This is a genomic window from Okibacterium sp. HSC-33S16 (assembly GCF_024171565.1).
Lineage (GTDB): Bacteria > Actinomycetota > Actinomycetes > Actinomycetales > Microbacteriaceae > Mycetocola_A.
The window spans coordinates 121,777-147,309 of record NZ_JALJZZ010000005.1 but is presented as its reverse complement, the minus strand read 5'-3'; the positions used below and the strand labels follow the sequence as shown (position 1 = coordinate 147,309).

Annotated in this window: 23 protein-coding genes; 17 read left to right on the top strand and 6 right to left on the bottom strand. The window is 64.3% G+C overall.

Annotated elements, in window-relative coordinates; genetic code table 11:
- Positions 1-54 precede the first annotated feature (54 nt).
- Together L1277_RS12400 and L1277_RS12395 are read right to left on the bottom strand one after the other, a co-directional pair.
- Positions 55-1,071 (bottom strand): aldo/keto reductase, encoded by a 1,017-nt coding sequence (locus L1277_RS12400; protein ID WP_253376760.1) that lies wholly within the window; start codon positions 1,069-1,071, stop codon positions 55-57.
- Between the two features lie 43 nt (positions 1,072-1,114).
- Positions 1,115-1,999 (bottom strand): aldo/keto reductase, encoded by an 885-nt coding sequence (locus L1277_RS12395; RefSeq protein ID WP_253376759.1) that lies wholly within the window; start codon positions 1,997-1,999, stop codon positions 1,115-1,117.
- 141 nt (positions 2,000-2,140) lie between these two features.
- Here L1277_RS12395 and L1277_RS12390 point away from each other — a divergent pair, with 141 nt between their 5' ends.
- From L1277_RS12390 to L1277_RS12380, 3 genes are read left to right on the top strand one after another with little or no spacing between them, the layout of a single operon-like run.
- A complete protein-coding gene (locus tag L1277_RS12390; protein WP_253376757.1) occupies positions 2,141-3,181 on the top strand; it encodes a zinc-binding dehydrogenase in 1,041 nt (346 codons plus the stop codon).
- A gap of 31 nt (positions 3,182-3,212) precedes the next feature.
- Positions 3,213-3,533: a carboxymuconolactone decarboxylase family protein gene (locus L1277_RS12385; RefSeq protein ID WP_253376755.1), complete on the top strand. Its 321-nt coding sequence runs from the start codon at positions 3,213-3,215 to the stop codon at positions 3,531-3,533.
- A 3-nt stretch (positions 3,534-3,536) separates the two neighbouring features.
- A complete protein-coding gene (locus L1277_RS12380; protein WP_253376753.1) occupies positions 3,537-3,941 on the top strand; it encodes a cupin domain-containing protein in 405 nt (134 codons plus the stop codon).
- Positions 3,942-3,954: 13 nt separating this feature from the next.
- Here L1277_RS12380 and L1277_RS12375 read toward each other — a convergent pair whose 3' ends face one another.
- Complete coding sequence (locus L1277_RS12375) at positions 3,955-4,836, bottom strand: helix-turn-helix transcriptional regulator (protein WP_253376751.1); 882 nt, start codon at positions 4,834-4,836, stop codon at positions 3,955-3,957.
- Positions 4,837-4,966: 130 nt separating this feature from the next.
- Between L1277_RS12375 and L1277_RS12370 the strand changes: the two genes are divergently transcribed.
- Genes L1277_RS12370 through L1277_RS12345 form a run of 6 tightly spaced genes read left to right on the top strand, consistent with a single transcriptional unit; the run spans position 4,967 to position 12,155 of the window.
- Complete coding sequence (locus tag L1277_RS12370) at positions 4,967-6,526, top strand: APC family permease (protein ID WP_253376749.1); 1,560 nt, start codon at positions 4,967-4,969, stop codon at positions 6,524-6,526.
- A 52-nt stretch (positions 6,527-6,578) separates the two neighbouring features.
- Positions 6,579-7,799, top strand: a complete 1,221-nt coding sequence (locus L1277_RS12365; protein WP_253376747.1) for a saccharopine dehydrogenase family protein — start codon at positions 6,579-6,581, stop codon at positions 7,797-7,799.
- Positions 7,800-7,831: 32 nt separating this feature from the next.
- A complete protein-coding gene (locus L1277_RS12360; RefSeq protein WP_253376745.1) occupies positions 7,832-8,899 on the top strand; it encodes a polyprenyl synthetase family protein in 1,068 nt (355 codons plus the stop codon).
- A gap of 15 nt (positions 8,900-8,914) precedes the next feature.
- Positions 8,915-10,285: an FAD-dependent oxidoreductase gene (locus tag L1277_RS12355; RefSeq protein WP_253376743.1), complete on the top strand. Its 1,371-nt coding sequence runs from the start codon at positions 8,915-8,917 to the stop codon at positions 10,283-10,285.
- Between the two features lie 55 nt (positions 10,286-10,340).
- Positions 10,341-11,123, top strand: a complete 783-nt coding sequence (locus tag L1277_RS12350; protein WP_253376742.1) for a hypothetical protein — start codon at positions 10,341-10,343, stop codon at positions 11,121-11,123.
- Positions 11,124-11,129: 6 nt separating this feature from the next.
- The gene (locus L1277_RS12345; protein WP_253376741.1) at positions 11,130-12,155 is read left to right on the top strand and encodes an alpha/beta fold hydrolase; all 1,026 of its coding nucleotides are present in this window, start codon (positions 11,130-11,132) and stop codon (positions 12,153-12,155) included.
- Between the two features lie 22 nt (positions 12,156-12,177).
- On the opposite strand, the gene L1277_RS12340 is transcribed toward L1277_RS12345, so the two are convergent.
- Positions 12,178-13,701: a PucR family transcriptional regulator gene (locus tag L1277_RS12340; RefSeq protein ID WP_253376740.1), complete on the bottom strand. Its 1,524-nt coding sequence runs from the start codon at positions 13,699-13,701 to the stop codon at positions 12,178-12,180.
- Positions 13,702-13,819: 118 nt separating this feature from the next.
- Here L1277_RS12340 and gabT point away from each other — a divergent pair, with 118 nt between their 5' ends.
- The 7 genes from gabT to L1277_RS12305 all read left to right on the top strand — a co-directional run bounded on the left by gabT (position 13,820) and on the right by L1277_RS12305 (position 23,306).
- Positions 13,820-15,166 (top strand): 4-aminobutyrate--2-oxoglutarate transaminase, encoded by a 1,347-nt coding sequence (gabT, locus tag L1277_RS12335; RefSeq protein WP_253376739.1) that lies wholly within the window; start codon positions 13,820-13,822, stop codon positions 15,164-15,166.
- Positions 15,163-16,617, top strand: a complete 1,455-nt coding sequence (locus L1277_RS12330) for an NAD-dependent succinate-semialdehyde dehydrogenase (RefSeq protein ID WP_253376738.1) — start codon at positions 15,163-15,165, stop codon at positions 16,615-16,617. The genes gabT and L1277_RS12330 overlap by 4 nt, the downstream gene beginning before the upstream one ends.
- 29 nt (positions 16,618-16,646) lie before the next feature.
- On the top strand, positions 16,647-18,074 hold the full coding sequence (locus L1277_RS12325; protein ID WP_253376737.1) for a gamma-aminobutyraldehyde dehydrogenase: 1,428 nt from the start codon (positions 16,647-16,649) through the stop codon (positions 18,072-18,074).
- 23 nt (positions 18,075-18,097) lie between these two features.
- Positions 18,098-19,447, top strand: coding sequence for an NAD(P)/FAD-dependent oxidoreductase (locus L1277_RS12320; RefSeq protein WP_253376736.1), 1,350 nt, complete (start codon positions 18,098-18,100; stop codon positions 19,445-19,447).
- Positions 19,448-19,491: 44 nt separating this feature from the next.
- Positions 19,492-20,370, top strand: a complete 879-nt coding sequence (locus L1277_RS12315) for a universal stress protein (RefSeq protein ID WP_253376735.1) — start codon at positions 19,492-19,494, stop codon at positions 20,368-20,370.
- Positions 20,371-20,374: 4 nt separating this feature from the next.
- On the top strand, positions 20,375-21,916 hold the full coding sequence (locus L1277_RS12310; protein ID WP_253376733.1) for an APC family permease: 1,542 nt from the start codon (positions 20,375-20,377) through the stop codon (positions 21,914-21,916).
- A gap of 100 nt (positions 21,917-22,016) precedes the next feature.
- Positions 22,017-23,306, top strand: a complete 1,290-nt coding sequence (locus tag L1277_RS12305; protein WP_308215100.1) for an APC family permease — start codon at positions 22,017-22,019, stop codon at positions 23,304-23,306.
- On the opposite strand, the gene L1277_RS12300 is transcribed toward L1277_RS12305, so the two are convergent.
- Complete coding sequence (locus L1277_RS12300; RefSeq protein ID WP_253376731.1) at positions 23,303-24,229, bottom strand: NAD-dependent epimerase/dehydratase family protein; 927 nt, start codon at positions 24,227-24,229, stop codon at positions 23,303-23,305. The genes L1277_RS12305 and L1277_RS12300 overlap by 4 nt on opposite strands.
- Before the next feature lie 66 nt (positions 24,230-24,295).
- On the opposite strand from L1277_RS12300, the gene L1277_RS12295 reads away from it, so the two are divergent.
- Entirely contained in the window at positions 24,296-25,015 is a 720-nt protein-coding gene (locus L1277_RS12295) for an alpha/beta fold hydrolase (RefSeq protein ID WP_253376730.1), read from the top strand.
- Here L1277_RS12295 and L1277_RS12290 read toward each other — a convergent pair.
- Positions 25,002-25,490 (bottom strand): YajQ family cyclic di-GMP-binding protein, encoded by a 489-nt coding sequence (locus L1277_RS12290; RefSeq protein WP_253376729.1) that lies wholly within the window; start codon positions 25,488-25,490, stop codon positions 25,002-25,004. The two genes, L1277_RS12295 and L1277_RS12290, sit on opposite strands and share 14 nt — an antisense overlap.
- Between the last annotated feature and the right edge of the window lie 43 nt (positions 25,491-25,533).

Genomic DNA, 25,533 nt, shown 5'->3' with positions numbered 1-25,533 from the left:
CTTCCATAGTGTCGCGCCACGTGGCATCCGTCTAGGCCTCCAGCATCGGAGAATTCAGCGTCGTCGTGCGCGTGGAGCGAGTTCGGTGGCGCCGTAGCTGTTGTCGTCCGGGTTGATTGTTGTTCCTGGCGCGACGATCTCGTCGATGCGGTCGAGCAGCTCGTCGGACAGCACTGTGTCTGCTGCGGACAGTTGTGACTCCAGCTGTTCCATCGTCCGCGGCCCGATGATTGCCGATGTGACCGCCGGGTGGCGAATCACGAAGGCCAGAGCAAGCTCGATCAATGAAATTCCTGCATCCTCGGCGAGGAGCGCGAGTTCTTCAACGGCATCGAGTTTGCGTTGGTTTGCGGGACTCGACATGTCGAATCGCGCCGGTGGTCGTGCCGACGAGGTGGGGGATCCGGCGGCGTCCTTGCGCCAGCGTCCTGACAGCCAGCCGCCGGCGAGTGGGCTGTAGGTGAGGATACCCATGCCGTGCCGCCGTGCGGTCGGCAACACATCCTCCTCGATCCCACGAACGAGGAGCGAGTACGGTGGCTGCTCCGTGACGAACCGCTGGAGGTGGCGCTCCCGCGCTGCCCACTGTGCTTCGACGATCTGGCTGGCCGAATACGACGACGAGCCGATCGAACGAACCTTGCCCTGCGCGACGAGATCGCTGAGCGCTCCCAGGGTCTCCTCCACATCGGTATCCGCCGAGGGGCGGTGCACCTGGTAGAGGTCGATGTAGTCGGTTTGGAGCCGCTGGAGGGAATCTTCGACCGCTCGCATGATCCACTTTCGGCTGCCGCCTCTGTGGTTGGGGTTGTCGCTCATCGGCATGAAGAACTTGGTTGCGAGCACCACGTCGTCACGTCGACCCTTCAACGCTTCGCCCACAATCCGCTCTGACTCACCGCCGGAGTAGACGTCGGCGGTGTCAACGAAGGTGATGCCGGCGTCGAGCGCAGCGTGGATGATGCGAATCGAGTCCTGCCTGTCCTCATTGCCCCACGGCCCGAACATCATGGTGCCAAGGCAGAGGGAGCTGACCGAGACGCCGGTGCGTCCGAGGGGTCGGTATTCCATCGTGAGTTTTCCGTTCGGTTGTGATCGGGTGAGCAATGTGAGATCAGGCTTCGGGGATAGCGCGCCCGAAGGTCTCCAGGGTGATGACCTCGGGCTCCGGTCCGCGTCGAACGCCGGTGTCGAGTGCGTCGATGCTCCCGAGCTCGGCGTCGCTCAGCTCGAAACTGGCAACGTCGAAGTTCTCCGCAATACGGTGCGGCTTCACTGACTTCGGGATGGCGCTGCGGCCTTCCTGAATGTGCCAGCGCAACATGACCTGCGCCGGAGACTTGCCGTGCGCCTCGGCGATCGCGGTGATAGTGGGGTCATCCAGGGTGCTGCCGCCTTCGCCCTCCCGGTAGAACGTGATGCCACCGATGGGTGACCAGGCCTGGGTGACGATGCCGTGTTGCGCATCGAGAGCGACCAGCTCTTTCTGCTGGAAATACGGGTGCATCTCGATCTGGTTCACCGCTGGCACGATCGTCGCGACCGACAGCAGTTCGGTGAGATGCTCCGGCATGAAGTTGCTGACGCCAATGGCGCGCACCTTGCCGTCGGTGTACAGCGTCTCGAGTGCGCGATAGGCATCGAGCGTTTTGCTGAACTCGGAGGGCAACGCCTGGTGCAGGATGAACAGGTCGATCTGGTCGACCCCGAGCTTGCCCGCTGACTTCTCGAATGCGTGCAGCGTTTCGTCGTAGCCATAGTCGCTGATCCACACCTTGGTTTCGACGAAGATCTCGTCGCGGGGGATGCCGGACTGCCGGATCGCTTCGCCGACCTCGCGCTCGTTGCCGTAGGCAGCCGCGGTATCGATGTGCCGATAGCCGACCTTCAGTGCTTCGCTGACGGCATCCGTCGTCTCTTCCGGAGCGGATTGGAAGACGCCGAAGCCCAGAGCGGGCATATCGACGCCGTTGTTCAACGTGATCGAGGGAATGTTCATGTCAGGCACGCTACGCCCGCTCCGCTCGCGCCGGGAGGCACTGCTGGTACCTGTCACAACCGTTCCTCCCGCACCGAGGATAAGAAGGGTGTGATGGTTGAGGCCGATCCCTCGGCCGTTCTCTCTCACCCAAAGGATTCCATGAAAGCCACATTTATGTACGGCGCAGGTGACGTCCGCGTCGAGACCGTTCCCGATCCGGTTCTGAAGGAAACAACCGATGCCATTGTGCGCGTCGTGCGCGCATGCGTCTGTGGCAGCGACCTGCACCCGTACCATTCGATGCCCCACTCCGAGAGTGGCAACCCGATGGGGCACGAGCTCATCGGCGTCGTCGAAGAGATCGGGTCGGCCGTGTCGACGCTGAGAAAGGGCGATTTTGTCGTCGCGCCGTTCGCGTTTTCGGACAACACCTGCTCGTTCTGTCGCGACGGGTTCCAGACAGCATGCACACACGGTGGTTGGTACGGCACACCAGAAAACGGTGGATTGCAGGCCGAACTGGCGCGGATTCCTCAGGCGGATGGAAGCCTCGTTGTGGTTCCTGGCATCGATGAGTCCAGCGAATTGTTGCCTTCGCTTCTCAGTCTGTCGGACGTCTACCTCACCGGCTACCACGCTGCCCACATGGGGCGTGTCGAACCAGGCAAGACGGTGACGGTGATCGGTGACGGTGCCGTTGGGCTCTCTGCCGTGCTTGCGGCCAAACAACTCGGTGCCGAACAGATCATCCTCATGGGTCGCCACCGGTCGCGCACCGACCTCGGCCGTGAATTCGGAGCGACGGATGTGGTGGCCGAGCGCGGTGCGGAGGGGATCGCAAAGGTCATGGAACTCACCGAGGGCGAAGGCTCCCACGTCGTGCTCGAAGCGGTCGGACTGATGCCCGCGTACGAGCAGTCGTTCGGCATCGTGCGACCGGGCGGGATCATTTCTCGCGTCGGCGTTCCGCAGTATGAGGAAGCGCCCATCGGGTTCGGATCGTTGTTTGGCAAGAACGCGACTCTCACCGGAGGCCCAGCACCCGTTCGCGCCTATCTCGAGTCGGCGATCCAGCAGGTACTGAACGGCGAGATCAACCCGGGCAGAGTTTTTGACCGTACCGTCACCATCGATCAGGTGCCCGAGGCCTATGCAGCGATGGATGCCCGAGAGGCGCTCAAGGTCCAGATCGCTTTCTGAGTATTCCCATGAGAAAAAGGAGCACGACGCAATGACAGAGCAACAATCCGCAGCCCAACGGCTGGTGGGCGATATCGCCCCGAAGCTGGCTGAACTCACCGATGAGGTTCTCTTCGGAGACGTGTGGGACCGTGACACCCTCCCCAAGCGCGATCGCAGCCTCGTCACCATTTCCAGCCTGATCACCTCGGGCGCGTTCGAGCAGTTGGGTAGCCATCTTCGCCTGGCTCGCTCAAACGGCCTCAGCAAGGACGAGATTATCGAAACGATCATCCACCTCGCGTTCTATGCGGGCTGGCCGAAAGCGATGTCCGCGATCCAGATCGCCCGCGGCGTCTTTGATGAGGAGTAACGGATGAGCACGCAGAAACAGCCCAAAACGCCGACAGTTAAAGGTCCCGATGAGTGGTTCACGGGTGACGTGTACTTCAACGTGTACTACCGCGGTGAAGAACCGTCCCGCTCTCGGCTCAATCTGGTGAGGTTCACTCCTGGCGCTCACACCGCGTGGCACAAACATGCGGTCGGCCAGACCCTGCACGTCACTGAAGGGGTGGGCTATGTGCAATCGCGGGGTGAGGAACTCCTGATCCTGCAGCCCGGTGACACCGTATATACACCAGCAGGAGAATGGCACTGGCACGGCGCGACAGCCGACAACTTCCTCTGCCACCTGGCGATGTGGGAAGCACCCGCCAGTGACGAACCTGAAACCACCTGGGGCGAGAAGCTCAGCCCAGGCCAATATCCGTCCGCATAGAACGGTGAATCGATCAGCTCGGTCGCGGCTGAGGCTCCGCGACCGAGCTGATCTTTTGTGAGGCAACCCATGACGCCAGGACTTTCAACGCATCGGCCGTCGGTGATCCGGCCGGTGCTGTGTACACATTCATGACGAGCCCCGGCTCGCTCGGAAGCTCCATGGACTCGAAGTTCAAGTCGAGGTTGCCGACGATGGGGTGATGCAGTCGTTTCAACCCGCTGCGATGATGCATGACATCGCGCGACGCCCAGCGCTCTCGGAACAGCTCACTCTGAGTCGACAATTCGCCGATCAGCGTGATGAGGTCCGGATCGTGCGGGTTCCGGCCGGCTTCCAAACGAAGCATGGCCGCCGCATCGTTCGCGATCTGGTCGTAGTCGCGCCAGAATTCCCGTGCCGCCGGGTTGAGGTACGTGAACCTCGTGGTGTTGACCGGTCGACGGGGGTCATCGAATACCGGGGCATAGAGAGCCCGGCCCATGGCGTTGGCGGCCAAGATGTCGTGGCGACTGTTGCGCACCCACGCCGGTGTGTCGAGGGCATCGAGTACCTGCTGCACCGGAGGTCGAACCGTTGTCGTGGTGCGCTTCTTCTTGTGAAGGGTCGGGGCAGAGGCGCGCGCAAGGTCAAAGAGGTACTCGCGTTCGGCGTCGTCCAAACGAAGCGTTCTCGCCAAAGAATCCAACACACTTTCCGAAGCGCCAGCGAGGTTGCCGCGTTCCAAACGAACGTAGTAGTCGACGGACACTCCGGTAAGCATGGCGACTTCTTCACGGCGAAGGCCCGGGACGCGGCGATTACCCCCGTAGGCCGGTAGGCCAGCGTCTTCGGGGGCGATGCGGGCCCGTCGAGAGCTCAAGAACTCCCGAATCTCTGCGCGTGTGTCTGCCATGGCTTCAGGCTAAGCCAAGGGCCGGGCCGCTGGGAGGCACTGGCACTACCTGCCATGAGTTCATGTCACGCTGCCGGTCAGTCCAGCCACGGGCATTGACGAGTCATCGAGGTCGCAGTAGTTTTCGCTCATGACAACGCAGTCGGCGGGACCCTCGCGCCCGGTAGCCTCAAGCGGCGAAGGCAAGGGCCTCGCCACCGGAACCCTGGGCCTCTGGGGATCCGTGGTGATCGGGCTCGCGTCGACCGCTCCCGTCTATTCGTTGGTCGCGACGCTCGGATTCGTCGTGCTCGCCGTCGGAGCGCAGGCGCCGATCGCGTTCATCGTGGCCTTCATCCCGATGCTCTTCATCGCCTTCGCGTATCGCGAACTCAACCGAGCCGTTCCCGACTGCGGCACCACCTTCACCTGGGGAACGAAAGCCTTCGGTCCGTTCGTCGGCTGGATGGGTGGTTGGGGTGTTGCCGTCGCCGGAATGGTGGTGCTCGCCAACCTCGCGCAGATCGGCGGCCAGTACCTGTGGCTGCTCATCGGTGACGGCTCACTTGCGTCGAATGTGCCGCTCGTCACGGGCACCGGCGTTGTCTTCATCGCGCTCATGACCTGGGTGAGTTATCGCGGTATCGAACTCGGAGAACGCGTGCAGAACGTGCTTCTGGCCGTTCAATACCTCGCGCTCGCGCTGTTCGCGGTCGTCGCGTTCGTCAAGGTGGGTACCGGCGACGCCCCTCACCCGACACCGGTGAGCCTCGACTGGTTCAATCCGTTCGCCTTCACTGATTACTCGGGCTTCATCGAAGCTGTGTTGCTTGCGCTCTTCATCTACTGGGGCTGGGACACCTGCCTCGCGCTCAACGAGGAGACAAAGGACCCCAAGCGCATCCCGGGCCGCGCGGCCCTCGTCACGACGGTTATTCTCCTCGTCACCTATGTCTCGGTCACGGTCGCCGCCATGTCATACGCAGGTCTCGGTACCGACGGAACGGGGCTCGCAAACGAAGACAACGCCAATGACGTGTTCCTGGCGTTGAAGGACCTCATTTTGGGCCCATGGGCGTGGATCCTCGTCGTCGCCGTTCTAGTGTCCGCGGTGTCGTCGACGCAGACCACCATCCTTCCCACCGCTCGCGGCACGCTCTCCATGGCGGCGTACAAGGCGTTGCCCAAGCGGTTCGCCAGCGTCCACCCGAAATACCAGACGCCCTCGTTCTCGACACTCGTCATGGGCATCGTCGCGATCGTCTATTACGTCGGCATGACGTTCATTTCAGAGAACATCCTCGCCGACTCCATCCTGTCGCTCGGCCTTGCCATCGCGTTCTATTACGGCATCACCGGCTTCGCGTGCGTCTGGTACTTCCGCAAAGACCTCCTCCGCTCGGCGCGGGACTTTTTCTTCAAGGGTCTCTTCCCACTCCTCGGCGCACTAATGCTCGGCTACGCGTTCGTGCAGTCCTGCATCGACATGTACGACGTTGACTACGGCTATACGGTGATCTGGGGCATCGGCGGAACCTTCGTTGTTGGTGTTGGCGCGCTTGCATTTGGCGTGGTGCTCATGCTGATCTGGTGGAGCTTCCCGGGGTCCAAGCCGTTCTTCCGCGGTGAGAGCCTCAACCGCGACACCGAGGTTCTGGTTCCCGACAGCCCCGACGTTTACGGTCGCTCCGTTGACGGTGGCCTGACCTGATCCGTCGATCACCCCAGCTTCCTCGACCTTGTTCGTGAAGAAAGGCTCATCCATGCGCATCCTGATCATCGGCACCGGAGGGGTCGGCTCGGCCGCCGCTCGTATCCTGGTTCGACGCGACTTCTTCGAGGCGCTCGTGATCGCAGACTACGACCCGGCTCGGCCGGAGGCGCTGGCCGCCGAACTGGACGACGCGCGAATCACCACCGCACAGGTCGATGCATCCAGCGCCGATGCCGTCGCCGACCTGATCCGTACGCATGACCTCACCCATGTCCTCAATGCCGTCGACCCGCGCTTCGTGATGTCGATCTTCGACGGTGCGTTCGCCGGCGGAGCCACCTACCTCGACATGGCCATGAGCCTGTCCCGCCCCCACCCCGAGAAGCCGCACGAGTTCCCGGGAGTGAAGCTCGGCGATGAGCAATTCGCCCAAGCGGAGAAGTGGACGGATGCCGGTCGGCTTGCGCTGGTCGGAATCGGCGTTGAGCCCGGTCTTTCGGACGTCTTCGCACGATACGCCGAAGACGAACTCTTCAGTGAGATCGACGAAATCGGTGTTCGTGATGGCGCGAACCTCGTCGTCGACGGGTATGACTTCGCACCGTCGTTCTCGATTTGGACCACGATCGAGGAGTGCCTCAACCCACCGGTGATCTTCGAGAAGGAGCGCGGCTGGTACACGACGCCTCCGTTCAGTGAGCCAGAGGTCTTTGATTTCCCCGATGGCATCGGACCGGTTGAGTGCGTCAACGTCGAACACGAAGAGGTGCTCCTCATGCCGCGCTGGACCAAAGCCAAGCGCGTCACCTTCAAATACGGCCTCGGAGACGAATTCATCCAGGTGCTTCAGGTCCTGCACAAGACCGGCCTCGACAGGACGGACCCGGTAATCGTCAACGGTGTGGCGGTGTCACCGCGTGACGTGGTTGCCGCGAGCCTGCCCGACCCCGCCACCATCGGCGACAGGATGCGCGGCAAGACCTGCGCGGGCGTGTGGGTGCGCGGCACAGGAAAAGATGGGAAGCCTCGGTCCACCTACCTCTATCACGTCGCAGACAACGAGCAGTCGATGGCCGAGTACGGGTCGCAGGCCGTGGTCTGGCAGACGGCCCTGAACCCCGTGATCGCACTTGAACTGCTCGCAACCGAAGTCTGGAGCGGCACCGGAGTGCTCGGCCCCGAAGCGTTCGATGCCCGCCCATTTCTCGACCTCCTCGCTGCCGAAGCGCCGCGCGGTTATGGGTCGCCCTGGGGGATCGAGGAGAAATAGCGCCAGCGCCCGGCACGGGTAGGCTAGTCCTCGTGAATCCGAGTGCTATCCGGCGTGCGACGAGCCTTTCCAGTCATCTGGGCCAGACCGACCGCATCTTCGCGTCGCCCAAGAGCAAAAAGCTGCTCGCGTCGGTCGACGACGGACTCCAGCTCATCGAGAACGCTCTCGAAGTCGAACTGAGTTTCACCGACTCCGTGGCCGACGCCACCTCGCGTTACCTGCTTGAAGCGGGCGGCAAGCGCGTGCGCCCCATGCTGCTGCTCCTCACCGCACAGTTGGGTGAGGGCAACACTCCCGAGGTTATCCAGGCCGCCCAGGCGATCGAGATCACCCACCTGGCGTCGCTGTATCACGACGACGTCATGGACGACGCTGACCGCCGCCGCGGAGTGCCCAGTGCGCACGCCGTTTTCGGCAACTCGGTCGCGATTCTCACCGGTGACCTGCTGTTTGCCCGCGCCAGCCAGCTCATGGCCGGCCTCGGCGAACGTGCCACCCAACTGCAGGCCGACACCTTTGAGCGACTCGTTCTCGGTCAGTTGCACGAAACCGTCGGGCCGCAGGACGACGAAGACGCTGAAGCGCACTACATTCAGGTGCTCGCAGATAAGACCGGTTCGCTCATCGCCTTGGCCGCGCAGGCCGGACTGGTGTTCTCCAGCGCCCCCGCCGAGTTTGAGGCACCGGTCGTCGAATATGGCGAGAAGATCGGCGTGGCGTTCCAGCTCATCGACGACGTCATCGACCTGTCGCCTCAGCCCGAGGAAACCGGCAAGGTCCCCGGTACCGACCTGCGAGCGGGCGTTGCCACCCTCCCGCTCATCCGACTTCGCGCACTCGCGGCCACCGACGAGACCGCAGCGGCGCTGGTCGCCCGCATCGAAACCGATGCCGCAGGCGCCGACGGCGACGCGGCATCCGCTGATTTCGATGCGGCCATCGCAGAGCTCCGCGTGCATGACGTCACCACCCGCACTCTCACCGAAGCGCACGAATGGGCCCGCGAGGCCGTCGAGGCCCTCGCACCACTGCCCGACGGCCCGGTGAAACAGGCTCTCACCCGCTTTGCGGACACCATCGTTGACCGCAGCAAGTAAGGAACGTATCCCCGTATGACCAAGTTGAGACTCGCGATCGTCGGCGCCGGCCCGGCAGGTATCTACGCAGCGGACATCCTGCTCAAAGCCGAACGCAACTTCGACGTGTCGATCGACCTGTTCGACCGCCTGCCCGCTCCGTACGGGCTGGTTCGCTACGGTGTTGCCCCCGACCACCCGCGAATCAAGGGCATCGTCAACGCGCTCCGCGACGTGCTCGACCGTGGCGACATTCGCGTCTTCGGTAACGTCAACTTCGGCACAGACATCACACTCGACGACCTCAAGAAGCACTATCACGCCGTCATCTTCGCGACCGGCGCAGTGCGCGACGCCGACCTCGACATCCCCGGCATCGACCTCAAGGGCTCGTACGGTGCTGCCGAATTCGTCAGCTGGTTCGACGGCCACCCCGACGTGCCCCGTATTTGGCCGCTCGAGGCACAGTCCATCGCGGTGATCGGAAACGGCAACGTCGCCCTCGACGTGTCCCGCATGCTCGCGAAGCACCCCGAAGACCTGTTGTCCACCGAGATTCCCGAGAACGTCTATGAGGGACTCAAGGCGTCTCCCGTTACCGACGTGCACGTCTTCGGACGCCGCGGGCCGGCACAGGTCAAGTTCACCCCGCTCGAGCTGCGTGAACTCGGTGAGCTCAACGACGTCGACATGATCCTCTACGACGAGGACTTCGACTACGACGAGGCGTCGAAAGCCGCGATCGCCACCAACAAGCAGGTCATGGTCATCGATAAGGTGCTGCAGAAGTGGCGCGAGCGTGAGGTCGGTACGGCGTCACGCCGCCTGCACTTGCACTTTTACGCTAAGCCGCTTGAGGTTGTCTCTGACGACGAGGGCCGGGTCGCCGCATTCCGTTATGAGCGGACGAAGCCGGATGCCGAGGGTGGCGTTGTCGGCACCGGCGAAATTCGCGAGGTGCCCGTTCAGGCGATCTACCGGGCTGTCGGCTACTTCGGGTCACCGCTCGAGGGTGTCCCGTTCGACAAGAGGCACGGTGTCATCCCGAACCGGGAGGGCATGGCGCTCAAGAAGGGCAGCAACGACGTCGTCCCCGGCGTGTACGCCACGGGCTGGATCAAGCGCGGACCGGTCGGGCTCATTGGGCACACCAAGTCAGACGCCATGGAGACCATCAAGCACGTCATCAACGGCGAGAGCAACTGGTGGACGCCGGTCGACCCGACCGAGCAGGGCGTTGTTGATCTGCTCGACGAGCGTGGTGTGGCGTACACCGACCTCGACGGCTGGCACAGCCTCGACCAACACGAGATGAAGCTCGGCGAGCCGCACGGTCGCGCGCGGATCAAGGTGGTTCCTCGTGAGGACATGGTCGCAATCTCGCGCGGGGAGAGTGTCGAGGCGTAATCGACGGGCAGTTGTGCCCATAGCTCGGTGTTGTACCGCCCGATAGGGTGGGGACATGTCGATGCAGCAGCCTCCCCAGAACCCGTATTCCCAGCAGGTACCGCCCGCCGGGAACCAGCCGCAGGGCCACGCTCCGCAGTTCGGTGCTCCGGTGCCAGCCGGTCAGCCCAAGCGCCCGATCGACAAGGGCATTCTGCGCCAGCTGATCTTCGGAGCGGTTCTCGTCGTTGGCTTCGAGATTGTCACGGGGATCCTCGGGCTCCTCAGCAACGCGATTTACGGTTTCTACGGCACCCAGTTCAGTTACTTCATCGTCTCGGTGGTCGCCGCTGCGGTGTTCGCTGGCCTGGTCCTCGTGAGCGCCCTCTACATCGCCCCTCTCGAGAAGGCCCGGGGAACGGTCGAGGTGCTCAAGAAGCTCGCTCTTGGCGGCGCTATCGGCCTCGTCGGTCTGATCGTCATCAACATCATTTGGGCCGTCGTGACCGGTGGTTCGTATCTCGGCCAGGCCATCTTCAGCTCGGGCTTCGTCGGTTCAATCTCCACCGCCATCGTCTATACCGCGCTCTTCGCGCTCGGCGTTCTCATCGCCCGTACCGTCGCTCCGCGCCCGCGCGCTGCGGCCCCGCAGTATGGTGCTCCGCAGCAGGCGTATGGCGCTCCGCAACAGCAGGGTCAGGCTCCACAGGGCTACGCTGCTCCGCAGCAGGGCCAGGGGCCACAGGTCTACCCCCAGCAGCACCAGCCACAGCAGCAGTTTCCGACTGGGCAGCAGCCGCAGCAGCAGTTCCCGACTGGGCAGCAGCCGCAGCAGCCGCAGCAGCCGCCGCAGCCGTAATTCGCGGTGACGTCAAGCGAGCACACGGAGTCCGTCGGGTCGAGCTGGCAACCCGATGTGCTCGGGGAGCCGTTCGAGCAACTGACGCTCGAGCTTCCCGATGACTTTCAGGGTCCCGTCGTGGCTACTCTGGTTCGCCGACGCGAGTCAGCCCTGCGCCGCTTTGCATCGCTCTTTGACGACGAGGCTGTGGCGCGCGGCTGGGACGTGCTCTACGTGCACGGCTGGTCAGATTACTTCTTCCAGACCGAGCTCGCCGAGTATTGGCATTCCCAGGGCGCCCGGTTCTTTGCGCTCGATCTGCGGAAGTACGGTCGATCGCTGCGGGATCACCAGGCTCCGGGCTACATCACCAACCTCGCCGACTACGACGAGGACATCGAGGCAGCGCTGTCCGCGATGGGTCATGGGCACGGCATGCAGTCGTCGCGCCGATTGCTCATTATGGGTCACTCCACCGGCGGACTCACCGTGTCATTGTGGGCGGACCGGCACCCCGAGCGGGCGCACGCTCTCGTGCTCAACAGTCCGTGGCTGGAATTCCAGGCCGGCGCGGTCGGGCGTCGAGCATTGGCGCCGTTGGCGTCGATCGGTGCTCGGCTTGACCCGCGAGTGCAACTGCCCAACGTCGACCTGGGCTTCTACTCCCGGGCGGTGTCGAAGGCGATGGACGGCGAATGGGAGTACAACACCGACTGGCGGCCGGCGCGTGGATTCCCAGCCCACCCGGCCTGGCTCGCCGCAGTGTTCGCTGGCCACCAGCGCGTTGCGGCGGGGCTCTCGATCGAGATTCCCGTGCTCAGTATGGTGTCGGCGAAATCGACGCTCTCCGTCACCTGGTCGGATGACATGCTCTCGAGCGACTCGGTGCTTGTTGTCGACGAGATCGCCGAGCAATCGTTGAGGCTCGCGCCGACGGTGACCGTTGCGAAGATTGCGGGTGCGATTCACGACGTCTTGCTGTCGGCGCCTCCCGTACGCGCCTATGCCTATGGGCAGATCACCCAGTGGGCGAGGGCATACCTGCGCTGACGTCATGCGGGCACCCGCCACATCACTCGAGCTCGAGCGCAAGCCACAGGTTGGTACGTGCCTCAAAGCTCGACAGCGTGCGCCCGGTGAGCTTCTCGACGAGCGAGACCCGGCTTTTCAACGTGTGCCGGTGAATGCCCAGTTCCTTCGCGGCCGGATCCCACGCCCCGTTGTGCTGCAGCCACACCCGCATGCTCTCGAGAAGGTTCATCCCGGTCGTGGCATCGTGTTCGCGTACCGGCCGTAGCAGCGCTATCGCCAGTTCCCGTGCGGAGGTCTCGCGCAGTAGCCCGGACAGGTTGCCTTCCGCGATCTCAGAGAAGGTGAGAACGGATGCCTCTGGCGCCTTCTCGAGGGCCCGCACGGCTTGCGAGACGCCTGTCGCTGTCTCGGCCCACGGCATCGGTTCTGAGACACCCGCCGCCACGCCATGGCTCGCGGTCAACTCGGCCGCGAGTGAAGCCGCCGCGTCGGCCGGAGCACAGACCACCACACGGCCCTCGCCGGTCGCGAAGAACACCTCACCGGCGAATTCGGTGTCCCTGCCCTCAAGGTCAGTCGACAGCGCATCCCTCGCCGCAACGGCAGGCCGCAACACGACAAAACGCACCGGCTCGGCCGGGAGGGTGCCACCCATTTGCTGCACGATTCGGCGGACAAGCGCCACGTTGCCCTCAAGCAGCGTCTGGAACAGGCCACTTCGCAACTGCCCGCGAGCCCGCCCGAGTTCACGGTTTTGCTCGAGTGCGAGCCCGGCGAGAGCAACGACGCTCGTCACCACGGTCTGGTCTGCCGCGTCGAGCGGGCCGGCGCCCGCCGTGACAAGCACCCCGCGCAACGCCCCGCGCCGGCCGAGCGTCTGCAGCGACACGTGTCCGGCCGGGTCACTGATCGTCGAGCTGGAGCGCTGTCCACGGGTGACCAGCCGTTTCGCCTCGGCGTTCACGCGCTCGACAAGTTCCGGCTGTGACAGCGTCGAGGTCTCGTCGAACGTCGCGGCTCGCACGCCACGTGAGTCGTAGAGCGCCACCCAACGACCGAGCTGACGTGACAGTTCCTGCAGAACCGAGCTGACAGCATCCGGCTTCAATGCAGCAAAAGAAATGGCACGCTGTGCGTTCAGCGCCCAGGTGTCGCGGGCATGCGCGGATTCGGCGATGAGGTCGGCGACCGATCGGATGACCGCGATGAACGGCACACGGTAGGGCACTTCGAACAGAGGCATGTCGAAGCGGTCGCAGGCCGCGATGAGCTCGTCAGGGGTGCCAGCCCGAATGACCTCGGTACCGAAGCCAATGCCGTTCAGCCCGTGGTCAGCGAGCCGGGCCACGTAACGCTCAAAGGTGTCGCGGGTGGCCGTGTCTGGGTCGAACTGGGTGCCGGTCGTGAGCACGAGCTGTCCGGCGTCGAGAAACGGTGTCGGGTCGGCGAGGTCAGAGCTGTGGATCCATGACACCGGTGCCGTGAGCCGATCAGAACCGCCGCCGGCGATCAGGCGCAGGCTCAGGCTGGAGGTGCGGAGCAGGCCATTCACAGTGGGTTGCATGGCCTCAGCGTACGGGGAATGCCAGATTGGCAAAAGAGCGGATGCCTGTGGCCACTTTGTCAGTTTCCGCCGGCCTTGTTCCCTCCTACGCTGGCAACACCAACAGGGAGCACCACACATGACACTCACCACCCCGATCACCGGAGGCCCGACGCTCGCCCAGGAGCGGCGGATCGTCACGGCCATCCCCGGCCCGCGCTCGCAGGAGCTCATGGCCCGCAAGCGAAACGCTGTTGCCGGTGCCGTTGGCACCACGATGCCAGTGTTCGCTGAGGCGGCCGGCGGCGGAGTGATCGTCGACGTTGACGGCAACTCGTTCATCGACCTGGGGTCGGGCATCGCGGTCACCGGAGTGGGCAACAGTGCCCCGCGCGTCGTTGAAGCCGTTCAGGCGCAAGTCGCGCAGTTCACCCACACCTGTTTCATGGTGACGCCGTACGACTCCTACGTCGCGGTGGCCGAAAAGCTCAACGAACTCACCCCCGGCGATCACGAGAAGCGCAGCGCACTCTTCAACTCCGGCGCCGAAGCCGTGGAGAACGCCATCAAGGTGGCGCGCAGCTACACCGGTAAGCAGGCCGTCGTTGCGTTCGACCACGCCTACCACGGGCGCACCAACCTCACCATGGCCCTCACCGCCAAGTCGATGCCGTACAAGAGCGGCTTCGGTCCCTTCGCGTCCGAGATCTACCGTGCGCCGATGTCCTACCCGTTCCGCGACGGCCTGTCGGGCGCAGAGGCCGCGAAGCGGGCGATCTCGATGATCGAGAAGCAGATCGGTGCCGCCAATCTGGCCGCCATCATCATTGAACCCATCCAGGGTGAGGGCGGTTTCATCGTTCCGGCACCCGGTTTCCTGCCGGCGCTCGCCGAGTGGGCACGCGCGAACGATGTCGTGTTCATTGCCGACGAGGTGCAGACGGGCTTCGCTCGAACCGGTGACCTGTTCGCCAGTGAGAACGAGGGCCTGGTTCCCGACGTCGTGGTCACGGCCAAGGGCATCGCCGGTGGGCTGCCGCTCTCTGCGATCACCGGTCGCGCCGAGATCCTCGACGCCACCCACACCGGCGGTCTCGGCGGCACCTACGGCGGCAACCCGCTGGCTTGCGTGGCCGCTCTCGCCGCCATCGAGACCTACCTCGAAGACGACCTGGTCGGCGCGGCCCGCACGATTGGTGAAACCATTGCGGCTCGCTTCACCGAGGCGCAGAAGACCGACAAGCGCATTGGTGACATTCGTGGCCGCGGTGCCATGATGGCCGTCGAGTTCGTCGATCCAGAAACCAATGAACCGGATGCTGCCCTGACGGCGGCGATCGCCAAAGCTGCCGCTCGAGAGGGTGTCATCGTCCTGACCTGCGGAACCTACGGCAACGTCATCCGCTTCCTGCCCCCGCTGTCCATACCCGACGCGTTGCTGTCCGAAGGCATCGACGTCGTCCTGTCCGCATTGGAGAACGCATGATTTCCGAATCCGACCTGCTCGCGAAGGTACCCACGGGCCTGTTCATCGGCGGTGAATGGCGGTCGACGGAGAAAACGATCGACGTGACCGACCCCGCAACGGGAGCGGTCCTCGTGTCAATTGCCGATGCATCCGCTGACGATGCAACAGCCGCGCTGGACGCCGCGGTCGCCGTGCAGGACGAGTGGGCCGCAACGGCCCCGCGCACGCGCTCCAACATTCTCCGTAAGGCATTCGACCTTATGCAGGAACGCCGTGACGAGTTCGCGCTGCTCATGACGCTCGAGATGGGCAAGCCGCTCGCCGAAGCGCAGGGCGAGGTCACCTACGGTGGCGAGTTCCTGCGCTGGTTCAGCGAAGAAGCCGTGCGCATTACCGGTCGTTACGGGGTTAACCCCGAGGGCACCGGCCGTACCATCGTTTCCCAGCACCCGGTCGGGCCGTGCTACCTCATCACCCCGTGGAACTTTCCGCTCGCCATGGCTACCCGCAAGATCGCGCCGGCACTTGCCGCCGGTTGCACGGTCATCGTCAAGCCCGCGTCGCTCACCCCGCTGACCACCCTTTACTTCGTGAAGCTGCTTGAAGAGGCGGGACTGCCGGCTGGCGTCGTCAACGTGCTCACCACAAGCTCGTCGAGCGCCGTCACCGAACCTCTGCTCACCGACTCGCGCCTGCGCAAACTGAGCTTTACCGGTTCCACCCCGGTCGGCCAGAAGCTCATGCAACAGGCCGCCACGAACGTGCTGCGCACTTCGATGGAACTCGGCGGAAACGCCCCGTTTGTCGTCTTTGATGACGCCGACCTTGACGCTGCCGTCGACGGTGCGATGGCCGCGAAGTTCCGCAACATCGGCCAGGCCTGCACGGCCGCCAACCGCTTTATCGTGCAAGAGTCGGTCGCCGACGAGTTCGCTCGCCGGGTGACCGAACGGGTGCAGGGATTCCGCATCGGTCGCGGCACCGAAGAGGGCGTCACCATCGGTCCACTCATCGACGGTCGCGCCGTGAAGAAGGCCGGTGAACTCGTCGACGACGCCGTCTCGAAGGGCGCAACGCTCCTTACCGGCGGTTCCGCCGTCGACGGCGAAGGCAGCTTCTTCGAGCCGACCGTGATCACCGACGTGAAAACCGGTTCACAGATCCTTCGTGAAGAGATCTTCGGCCCGGTTCTCGCGATCGTTCCGTTCAGCGATGAAGCGGATGCCATTCGGCTCGCCAACGACACGGAGTACGGACTCGTCAGTTACGTTTTCACGAAAGACCTCGCTCGCGGGCAGCGGATGATCGACAAGCTCGAGACCGGCATGATGGGTCTCAACGTCGGCGTGATTTCGAACGCATCGGCTCCGTTCGGCGGAGTGAAGCAATCGGGTATCGGCCGCGAGGGCGGATTCGAAGGGATCCACGAATACCTCTCCACGAAGTACACCATGACGCCGGTGGCGTAGGCGCCGAGCACCGAGAGTAAGGAAGAACAGTGACGTTGCTTCAAAACTACATTCGCGGCCGGTTCGTCGACGCTGTCGGGACAGAGACGATCGACGTCGTGAACCCGGCGACGGGTGACGTCGTTGCGACCTCACCCGTGTCGAACGAAACCGACGTCGACACGGCGTTCGCCGAGGCACAGACGGCATTTGCCAGCTGGCGGCGCACAACGCCGAGCCAGCGGCAGGCGATGCTCCTGAAAATCGCCGACGCCATGGAGGCGAACGCCGACGAACTCGTTGAGGCGCAGCACCGCAACACCGGGCAGCCACGGGAGGCGATTCGCGTGGAAGAAGTGATCACCGGCGCCGACCACTTGAGGTTCTTCGCCGGAGCGGCACGCGTGCTCGAGGGCAAGAGCGCGGGGGAGTACCTCGAGAACCACACCTCGTTCATCCGACGCGAGCCGATCGGCGTTGTCGCACAGGTCACCCCGTGGAACTACCCGATCATGATGGCAATCTGGAAGATTGCCCCGGCTCTCGCCGCGGGAAACACCGTCGTGCTCAAGCCGAGCGACACAACACCGGAATCCACTCTGGTGCTGGCCCGGCTGACCCAGGGCATCCTGCCCGACGGTGTGCTCAATGTGGTGTTGGGAAACGGGAAAACCGGACAACTGATGACGGAACATCCGGTCCCCGGACTCGTGTCGATCACCGGATCGGTGCACGCTGGGATGGCGGTCGCGGCATCCGCTGCAAAGAATCTGCACCGGGCGCACCTCGAACTGGGCGGAAAAGCGCCAGCCATTGTGTTCGCAGATGCGGACGTTGCCGGGGCCGCCGAGGGCATCGCCGGTGCCGGGTACTTCAACGCCGGACAGGACTGCACGGCGGTCACCCGCGTGCTCGTGCACGAGTCGATCCACGATGAGTTTGTCGCCGAGCTGGTCAAGGCAGCCGAAGCCACAACGACCGGTGACGCTGAGGATCCGGACGCTTACTATGGCCCGCTCAACAACGCCTCGCACTTCGACAAGGTGTCGAGCGTTATCGAGAACCTGCCGGCGCACGCGACGGTGGCCACCGGCGGACACCGGGTCGGCGAGAAGGGCTTCTACTACGCGCCCACCGTCATTACCGGGGTGTCGCAGGTCGACGCGTGTGTCCAGGAGGAGACGTTCGGCCCGGTGCTCACCGTGCAGAGCTTCGCCTCTGAGGAGGAGGCCATCGAGATGGCCAACGACGTGCAGTACGCACTCGCGTCGAGCGTCTGGACCAAGAACCACGGAACGGCCATGCGGATGGCACGTGACCTCGACTTCGGTGCGGTGTGGATCAACACGCACATCCTGCTGGCGGCTGAGATGCCGCACGGCGGATTCAAGATGTCGGGATACGGCAAGGACCTCTCGTCATATGGGCTCGAGGATTACACGCGCATCAAGCACGTCATGAGCGCGATCGAGGAGTGAGTGTGAATCAGGGAGAACAGAGCATGAGTGAACTGCAGCGGGATGTCGTCATCATTGGTGCCGGGGCGTCCGGACTGACGGCCGCGCACAAACTGCGCGAGGCCGGCCTCAGCGTCGCCGTGCTCGAGGCTCGCGATCGAGTCGGCGGGCGTTTGTGGACCAACGACATTGAGGGCGCGACGCTCGAGATCGGCGGACAGTGGGTGTCGCCAGACCAGGACGCGCTCATCGAAACCCTCGCCGAGCTCGGGCTCGAGACGTATTCCCGCTACCGTGAGGGCGACAGCGTCTACATCAACGCGTCGGGGACGCTCACCCGGTTCACCGGTGAAATCTTCCCGGTCGAGGCGTCCACCCAGCACGAGATGGAGCGCCTCATCGAGGTGCTCGACGAGCTCGTGGCCGAAATCGGCCCGCGCGAGCCGTGGGCGCACCCGCGCGCCAAGGAACTCGACTCGGTCACCTGGATCGACTGGCTCGAGAGCCAGACCGACGACGTAGAGGCCCGCGACAACATCGCGTTGTTCATCGCTGAGGCCATGATCACCAAACCGGCCCACTCATTCAGTGCGTTGCAGGCAATCCTGATGGCGGCATCCGCTGGCAGTTTCTCGCACCTCGTCGACGCCGACTTCATCCTCGACAAGCGCGTAGTGGGCGGGCTGCAGCAGGTGCCACTGCTGCTGGCCGAGAAACTCGGCGACGACGTTTTCCTCTCCCAACCGGTGAGGCGGCTCGAATACACCGCAGATAGCGTGCGTGCGGTCGCCGACGGAATGACGGTGTCGGCCCGGCACGCGATCGTGGCCGTTCCGCCGAACCTCTACTCCCGCATCGACTTCCAGCCGCCGTTGCCCCGGCGCCAGCAGCAGATGCACCAGCACCTCTCGCTCGGCTTTGTCATCAAAGTGCACGCCGTCTACGAAACGCCGTTCTGGCGCAACGCGGGACTCTCGGGCACCTCGTTCAGCCCGTACGAGATCGTGCACGAGGCCTACGACAACACGAACTTCGAGGACCCGCGCGGCACCCTGGTCGGGTTCGTCTCTGACCAGAAGGCCGACCAGCTGTTCGCCCTGGATGCCGATGAGCGCAAACGCATCATCCTGACCTCACTCTCGCACTACTTCGGCGAGGAAGCCCTGTCACCCGTTGTCTACTACGAGAGCGACTGGGGCAGTGAGGAGTGGACCCGCGGCGCGTATGCCGCGAGCTTCGACATGGGCGGGCTGCACCGATACGGGGCCGACCTGCGCACGCCGGTTGGACCCATCCACTGGTCGTGCAGCGACCTCGCCGCCGAGGGGTACCAGCACGTCGACGGGGCCATTCGAATGGGCCGTGAAACCGCCCAAGCCATTCTGTCCGAGTAACATCCGCGCATTCCCGCAGTACCCGACCGCAAAGGAGCGACTCGATGCGATACATCGTGGGCTATACCGATACACCCTCCGGTGAGGATGCACTTAACCTCGCCGTGAGGCTCGCTCGTTCCATGAAGCGAAGCCTCGACATCGTCATCGTGCTCCGGAGCGAAGCGCGCGCCACCCTCGTACCGGTCGACGCCGGATACGAAAAGTACCTGCACCAGGCAGCGGAGGAGTGGCTGCACCACGCACTCACCCTCGTGCCGCGGGACATGGAGGTAAACGGGCACATTGTGTACGCGGAGTCGTTTGCGCAGGGGCTGCTCGACGCGAGCCGCGACCTCGAAGCACGGATGATCGTGGTCGGTGCGGCTCGCGGCGGACTGCTCGGTCGGTTCACCGTCGGAAGCGTCGCCAACGCCCTGCTGCACTCCGCCGTTGTTCCGGTGGCGCTGGCCCCGGAAGGCTCAATCGCCGAGGTCGGGATGGAAGGAATCTCGCGAGTCACGTGTGCGGTCGGCACCCGGTCGGGCGCGAAGGAATTGGTCGACGCTGGCATCCTGGCCGCCCGTGCGGCCGGGGTCTCGCTGCGGCTGGTGTCCCTGGTCGCCCTCGACGCGGAGGGCGTCGACACTCCGCCCGAGGTTCAGGCTCGCGCCGAGGAGCACGCTGCCGAAACTCTCGCGTATGCGGCAGAGCATCTGCCGGACGATATTGAGGTCACCGTACTGACGGCATCCGGAAATCGGGTTGAAGACGCGGTCGCCGCACTCGACTGGGATCCGGGCGAGGTTGTTTTTGTGGGATCCAGCCGGCTCGCGCAGCCGCGCCAGATCTTCCTCGGCACCACGGCAGCCAAGATGCTGCGTGAACTGCCGGTTCCCATGATTGTTGTCCCGCGCGATTCCATTCTGACGGTAGAGGACTGAGGCCATGACCACGGAAAAGACCGAGCGCGGCCTGTCGAAAAAGGGCCTCAGTGCCGGCTCGGTGGGCCTCGTCGGCGCCGTCGTTATCGGCATCTCCTGCATCGCACCCGCGTACACGATGACGGCCGCACTCGGCCCGACCGTATCCGAGGTGGGGCTGCAGGTTCCGGCGATCATCCTCGTCGGGTTCATCCCCATGCTGCTCGTTGCCTTCGGATACCGGGAACTCAACCGGGCGATGCCTGACAGCGGCACATCATTCACTTGGGCGACCCGCGCATTCGGCCCGTGGATCGGCTGGATGGCCGGCTGGGGACTCATCGCAGCGACCATCCTCGTGTTGTCGAACCTCGCCGGGATCGCGGTGGACTTCTTCTACCTCATGCTCGCGCAGATCTTCAGCAACCCGAGCATTGCCGACCTCGCCCTCAACCCCGTGATCAATGTGGTGACCTGTCTGGCGTTCATGTTGGCGGCAACGGCGATCTCGTACCGTGACATGCAGACGACGCAGAAGGTGCAGTACGTTCTCGTCGGTTTCCAGCTGATTGTCCTCGTGCTCTTCGGGGTCGTCGCGTTCTTCCACGTCAGCAACGGGTCGGCGTTCGACGCGGTGCCCGTCAGCCTGGAGTGGTTCAACCCCTTCGCCGTTGAGTCATTCAGTTCGTTCGCGGCCGGTCTCTCGCTCTCGATCTTCATCTTCTGGGGTTGGGACGTGACCCTGACCATGAACGAGGAGACGAAGGGGTCGCGCTCCACCCCGGGTCGTGCAGCCACACTGACGGTGTTGATCATCGTTGTGCTGTACCTGCTCATCGCCACGGCGTCGATCAGCTTCGCGGGCACGGGGACCGGTGAGTTCGGGCTCGGTAACGAGGACATCCAGGGCAATGTGTTCTTCGCCCTCGCGGGTCCGGTCCTCGGACCGCTCGCGATCCTCGTCTCGATCGCCGTGCTCTCGAGCTCGGCGGCGTCGCTGCAGTCGACGTTCGTGTCGCCCGCGCGAACCCTGCTCGCGATGGGACACTACGGGGCACTGCCGGAGAAGTTCTCTCGTGTCAGCCCGCGGTTCCTCACACCGGGCTACGCCACCATCGTTTCGAGTATCGCTGCCTCCGCGTTCTACGCGATCATGCGGTTCATCTCGGAAGACGTTCTCTGGGACACGATCACGGCTCTCGGCATGATGATCTGCTTCTACTACGGGCTCACCGCGTTCGCGGCGGTCTGGTACTTCCGCAAGCAGCTCTTCGCCTCGGCGCGGAACTTCTTTTTCATGCTGTTGTTCCCGCTCGTCGGTGGCGTCATCCTCGCCGTACTGTTCTTCACGACGATCATCGACAGCATGGACCCGGACTATGGCTCGGGTTCCAACATCGGCGGTGTCGGTCTCGTCTTCATCCTCGGCATGGCGGTCATCGTGTCCGGCATCGTCATCATGATCGTCCAGGCCATCCGTCGCCCGGCGTTCTTCCGAGGTGAAACCCTCGAACGCGGAGTATCCGACGGCAAGGAAGACGAGGAGCTCGACGAGCTTCCCGTGTAGCCCGCGGCGAACGCGAGGTGCTGACTTTGCGGCGATTCACCGTGTCGTGAACCTGCGTTGTCAGCACCTCGCGTTCACGCGGGTGTGCTTGAGTTGACGCGTGACTGATCAGCATCACCTGGCCCGACGTCTGGGACTCGGCGACGCCGTGTTCATCGGCATGGGCTCGATGATCGGCGCGGGCGTCTTCGCGGTCTTTGGGCCCGCCGCAGCCGCAGCCGGTTGGGGGCTGCTCGCCGGCCTCGCCCTCGCCGCGATCATCGCCTACTGCAACGCCTCGGCCTCCGCACAACTCGCTGCCCAATACCCGTCCTCCGGCGGCACTTATGTCTATGGCCGTGAGCGACTCGGCGAGTGGTGGGGCTTCGCGGCCGGCTGGAGCTTCGTCGTCGGCAAGACCGCGAGCTGCGCCGCCATGGCACTCACCTTCGCGGCATACGCTGCACCGGCCGGGTTCGAAAAACCACTCGCTGGTCTTGCTGTAGCCGCGCTCGTCCTGGTCAATTACTTCGGCGTCACCCGAACAGCATTTGCGACCCGGATGCTCGTCGTCGCCTCGCTCCTCGTGCTCGCCATTGTGGTGGCAGTGGGTCTCTCTGCCCCAGTTGCGCCGACCAGCTTCGCGGTCGTGGCCGGTCCGTCGTTCACAACGGGATTCTCGGTCGGCGGAGTGTCCTCGATCGGACTCTACGGGATCCTCCAGTCGGCCGGTCTGCTGTTCTTCGCGTTCGCCGGCTATGCCCGTATTGCGACGATGGGGGAGGAGGTGCGGGACCCTGCGCGCACCATCCCGCGGGCCATCCTTCTTGCACTCGGGCTCGTCGTTGCGGTCTATCTGGTCGTCGGCGTTGTCGCGCTTCGCACCCTCGGCGCTGACGCGCTGGCTGGTTCTCCCGTGCCTCTTGTCGACGTGGCGGCAGCGAGCGGGTTCAGCTGGACGTCCCCGGTGGTCCGCTTTGGCGCTGCCGCCGCGTCCCTGGGAGCGCTGCTGGCCCTCATCGCGGGCATCGGGCGTACGAGCCTGGCCATGGCGCGCGAGGGCGACCTGCCGCGTGCTCTTGCGACGGTGCATCCGCGTTATAAGGTCCCGCACCGGGCCGAAGTCGTCCTCGGGCTGATTGTGATTGTGGTCGTGCTGCTGGCCGACGTGCGTGGCGCCATCGCTTTCTCGTCGTTCGGGGTGCTGCTGTACTACTTCGTGGCCAACCTTGCTGCCTTCACGCAGCAGCGACCTGACCGACGATTTCCCCGTTGGCTGCAGGTGCTGGGCATGGTGGGGTGTCTGGTGCTGGTCGCGACGCTCCCGCTCACCGGGGTGGCGGCCGGCGCGGTCGTGCTGTTTATCGGCCTTGCGGGTCGTCTCGTGGCGAGACGCTGGCGGCGTCCCTAAGCCGATCGCCCTGACCGGTAATACGCAACGGTCGCGTCGAGCGCTTGGTCCCAGGGAGTGGCCCGAACGTGCAGCTCCCGCTTGGTCTCCGTGGCATCCGACAGAAAGGGCGCCAGGAACTGGTAACTCGATTTCGATACTTCGCGCAGCACGGGGTTGAACACGCCGACACCCGACATCACCAACGGAGGGATGCCGGAGATGGAGCCGCGAACCCCGTACCGCTCGTTGACGATGTGGCAGATGTCGGTGCGGCTCAAATCCGTTGCGGCCGGAACGTGCCAGGCGCGACCCCATTCGCCGGGATACGAGCTGGCGGCCACGACGGTGCTTGCGATGTCGGGGAGGTACGCCCAACTGTGCGGCAGCGCCGGGTTGCCAACGGCCCACGACCTCTTGCCCGCGAGGAGAGGAGCGAAGAACCGGGTACCGAGGTGCGCGTCATCTGAGGCGCCCGGGCCGAAGTAATCGCTCGCGCGAACCTCGACGGCTCGCAGGTCGCCGCGGCGCGTAGCCTCGCGGAGTGACGCCCACAGGTCGCGCCGCACCTCACCTTTGGACTCCGCGGGCTGTTCGGGCGAGCTCTCTCGCATCGGCATGGTTGCCCGGCCATAGGAGTAGAGGTTACCGATCATCACGACATCGGCGCCGGTGGTCCGCGCCGCTCGAATAACCGCGTCGACGATCGGCGGCCAGTCGCGCCGCCACGTGTTGTACGGCGGGTTGGTGCACACGACAATCGTCGACCGGCCGTCTGCAGCATGCGCAAGTGCTGTGGCGTTCGCAGCATCAAGCTGGACCGTGCGAGCGCCTGGCAGAGAGGTTCCCGAGCGGGTAGCGACGGCAACATCGTCGCCCCGACCGAGGAAGGCCTTGGTCACCGTCGATCCGACCGCGCCGGCACCGATCACGAGAACACTCACGGTAACTCCATCTGCTGGGATTCCTCGCCCGAGTCTAGTGTTCACCCCGGTCGCTACTGTGAGTGCATGAACCGAAAGGTGGTACTGCCCAGCGGAGTGCGGATCGCGTTCACGACCTCCGGGCCGCCAGTTGCGCCGGCAATGGTTGTGCTCCACGGTCTCGGCGAGGGCGCCGCGAGTTGGACAACCGTCGGGCATTTTTTCGCCGACCGTTTCCGCGTCATCGCTCTCGACCTGCGAGGGCACGGCGCAAGCGACTGGCCCGGCGCGTATTCATTCGAGCTCATGCGCGACGACGTTGTGGGCGTGATGGAGGCGCTACAGCTCCGCGACATCGTTCTGATCGGGCATTCGATGGGAGGGACCGTCGCCTACCTTGTGGCATCCGCTCGTCCGGATCTCGTCGCCCGGCTCGTCATCGAAGATGCACCTCCGCCGTTCCCACGCACCAGAGCGATGCCGGAACGCCCCGCTGAGCCCGTCAATTTCGACTGGGATGTCGTGCCTGTCATCGCCGCGGCTGTCAACGATCCGACGCGGCGCATGTGGGAGCTGTTGCCCGGCATCACCGCGCCAACACTGATCGTTGGCGGAGGAGCATCGAGCACCGTCCCGCAGGAACTCCTCGCCGAGGCAGCCGGATTAATCCCGAGCTGTCGTTTCGTCGAGATCGACGCGGGGCACAACATTCACGAGAGTCGGCCGAGCGAGTTCGCGACGGCCGTGCTCAGCTGGCTCGCCGAGCCGACCGGACCACGCAAGGCGGGCGAATCTACCGGAAGTTGATGAACTGCAGGTCGATGTCGAGATCCTTGCCCTTGAGCAGGGCGATCGTCTCCTGCAGGTCATCACGGCTCTTCGATTGCACGCGCAGCTCGTCGCCCTGAATCTGGCTCTTGACGCCCTTGGGGCCCTCGTCGCGAATGATCTTGTTGATCTTCTTCGCGTTCTCCTGCGTGATGCCGTCTTTGAGCTCGGCTTCGATGCGGTATTCCTTACCGCTCGCGAACGGCTCGCCCGAGTCGAGGCTCTTCAGCGAGATGCCGCGCTTAATGAGCTTCGTCTGGAAAACGTCGAGAATCGCCTTCACGCGCTCTTCGCTGTTCGCCTTCATGAGGATTTTGTCGCCGGACTGCGCAATCGACGCCCCGGTGCCCTTGAAGTCGTAGCGCTGCTCGAGCTCCTTGTGCGCCTGGTGGATGGCGTTGTCCGCCTCCATCTTGTCGACCTTGCTAACCACGTCAAACGATGAATCTGCCATGGCCCCATGGTACGGGTTTCCGCGCTGCGCCGGGCGGTACTCC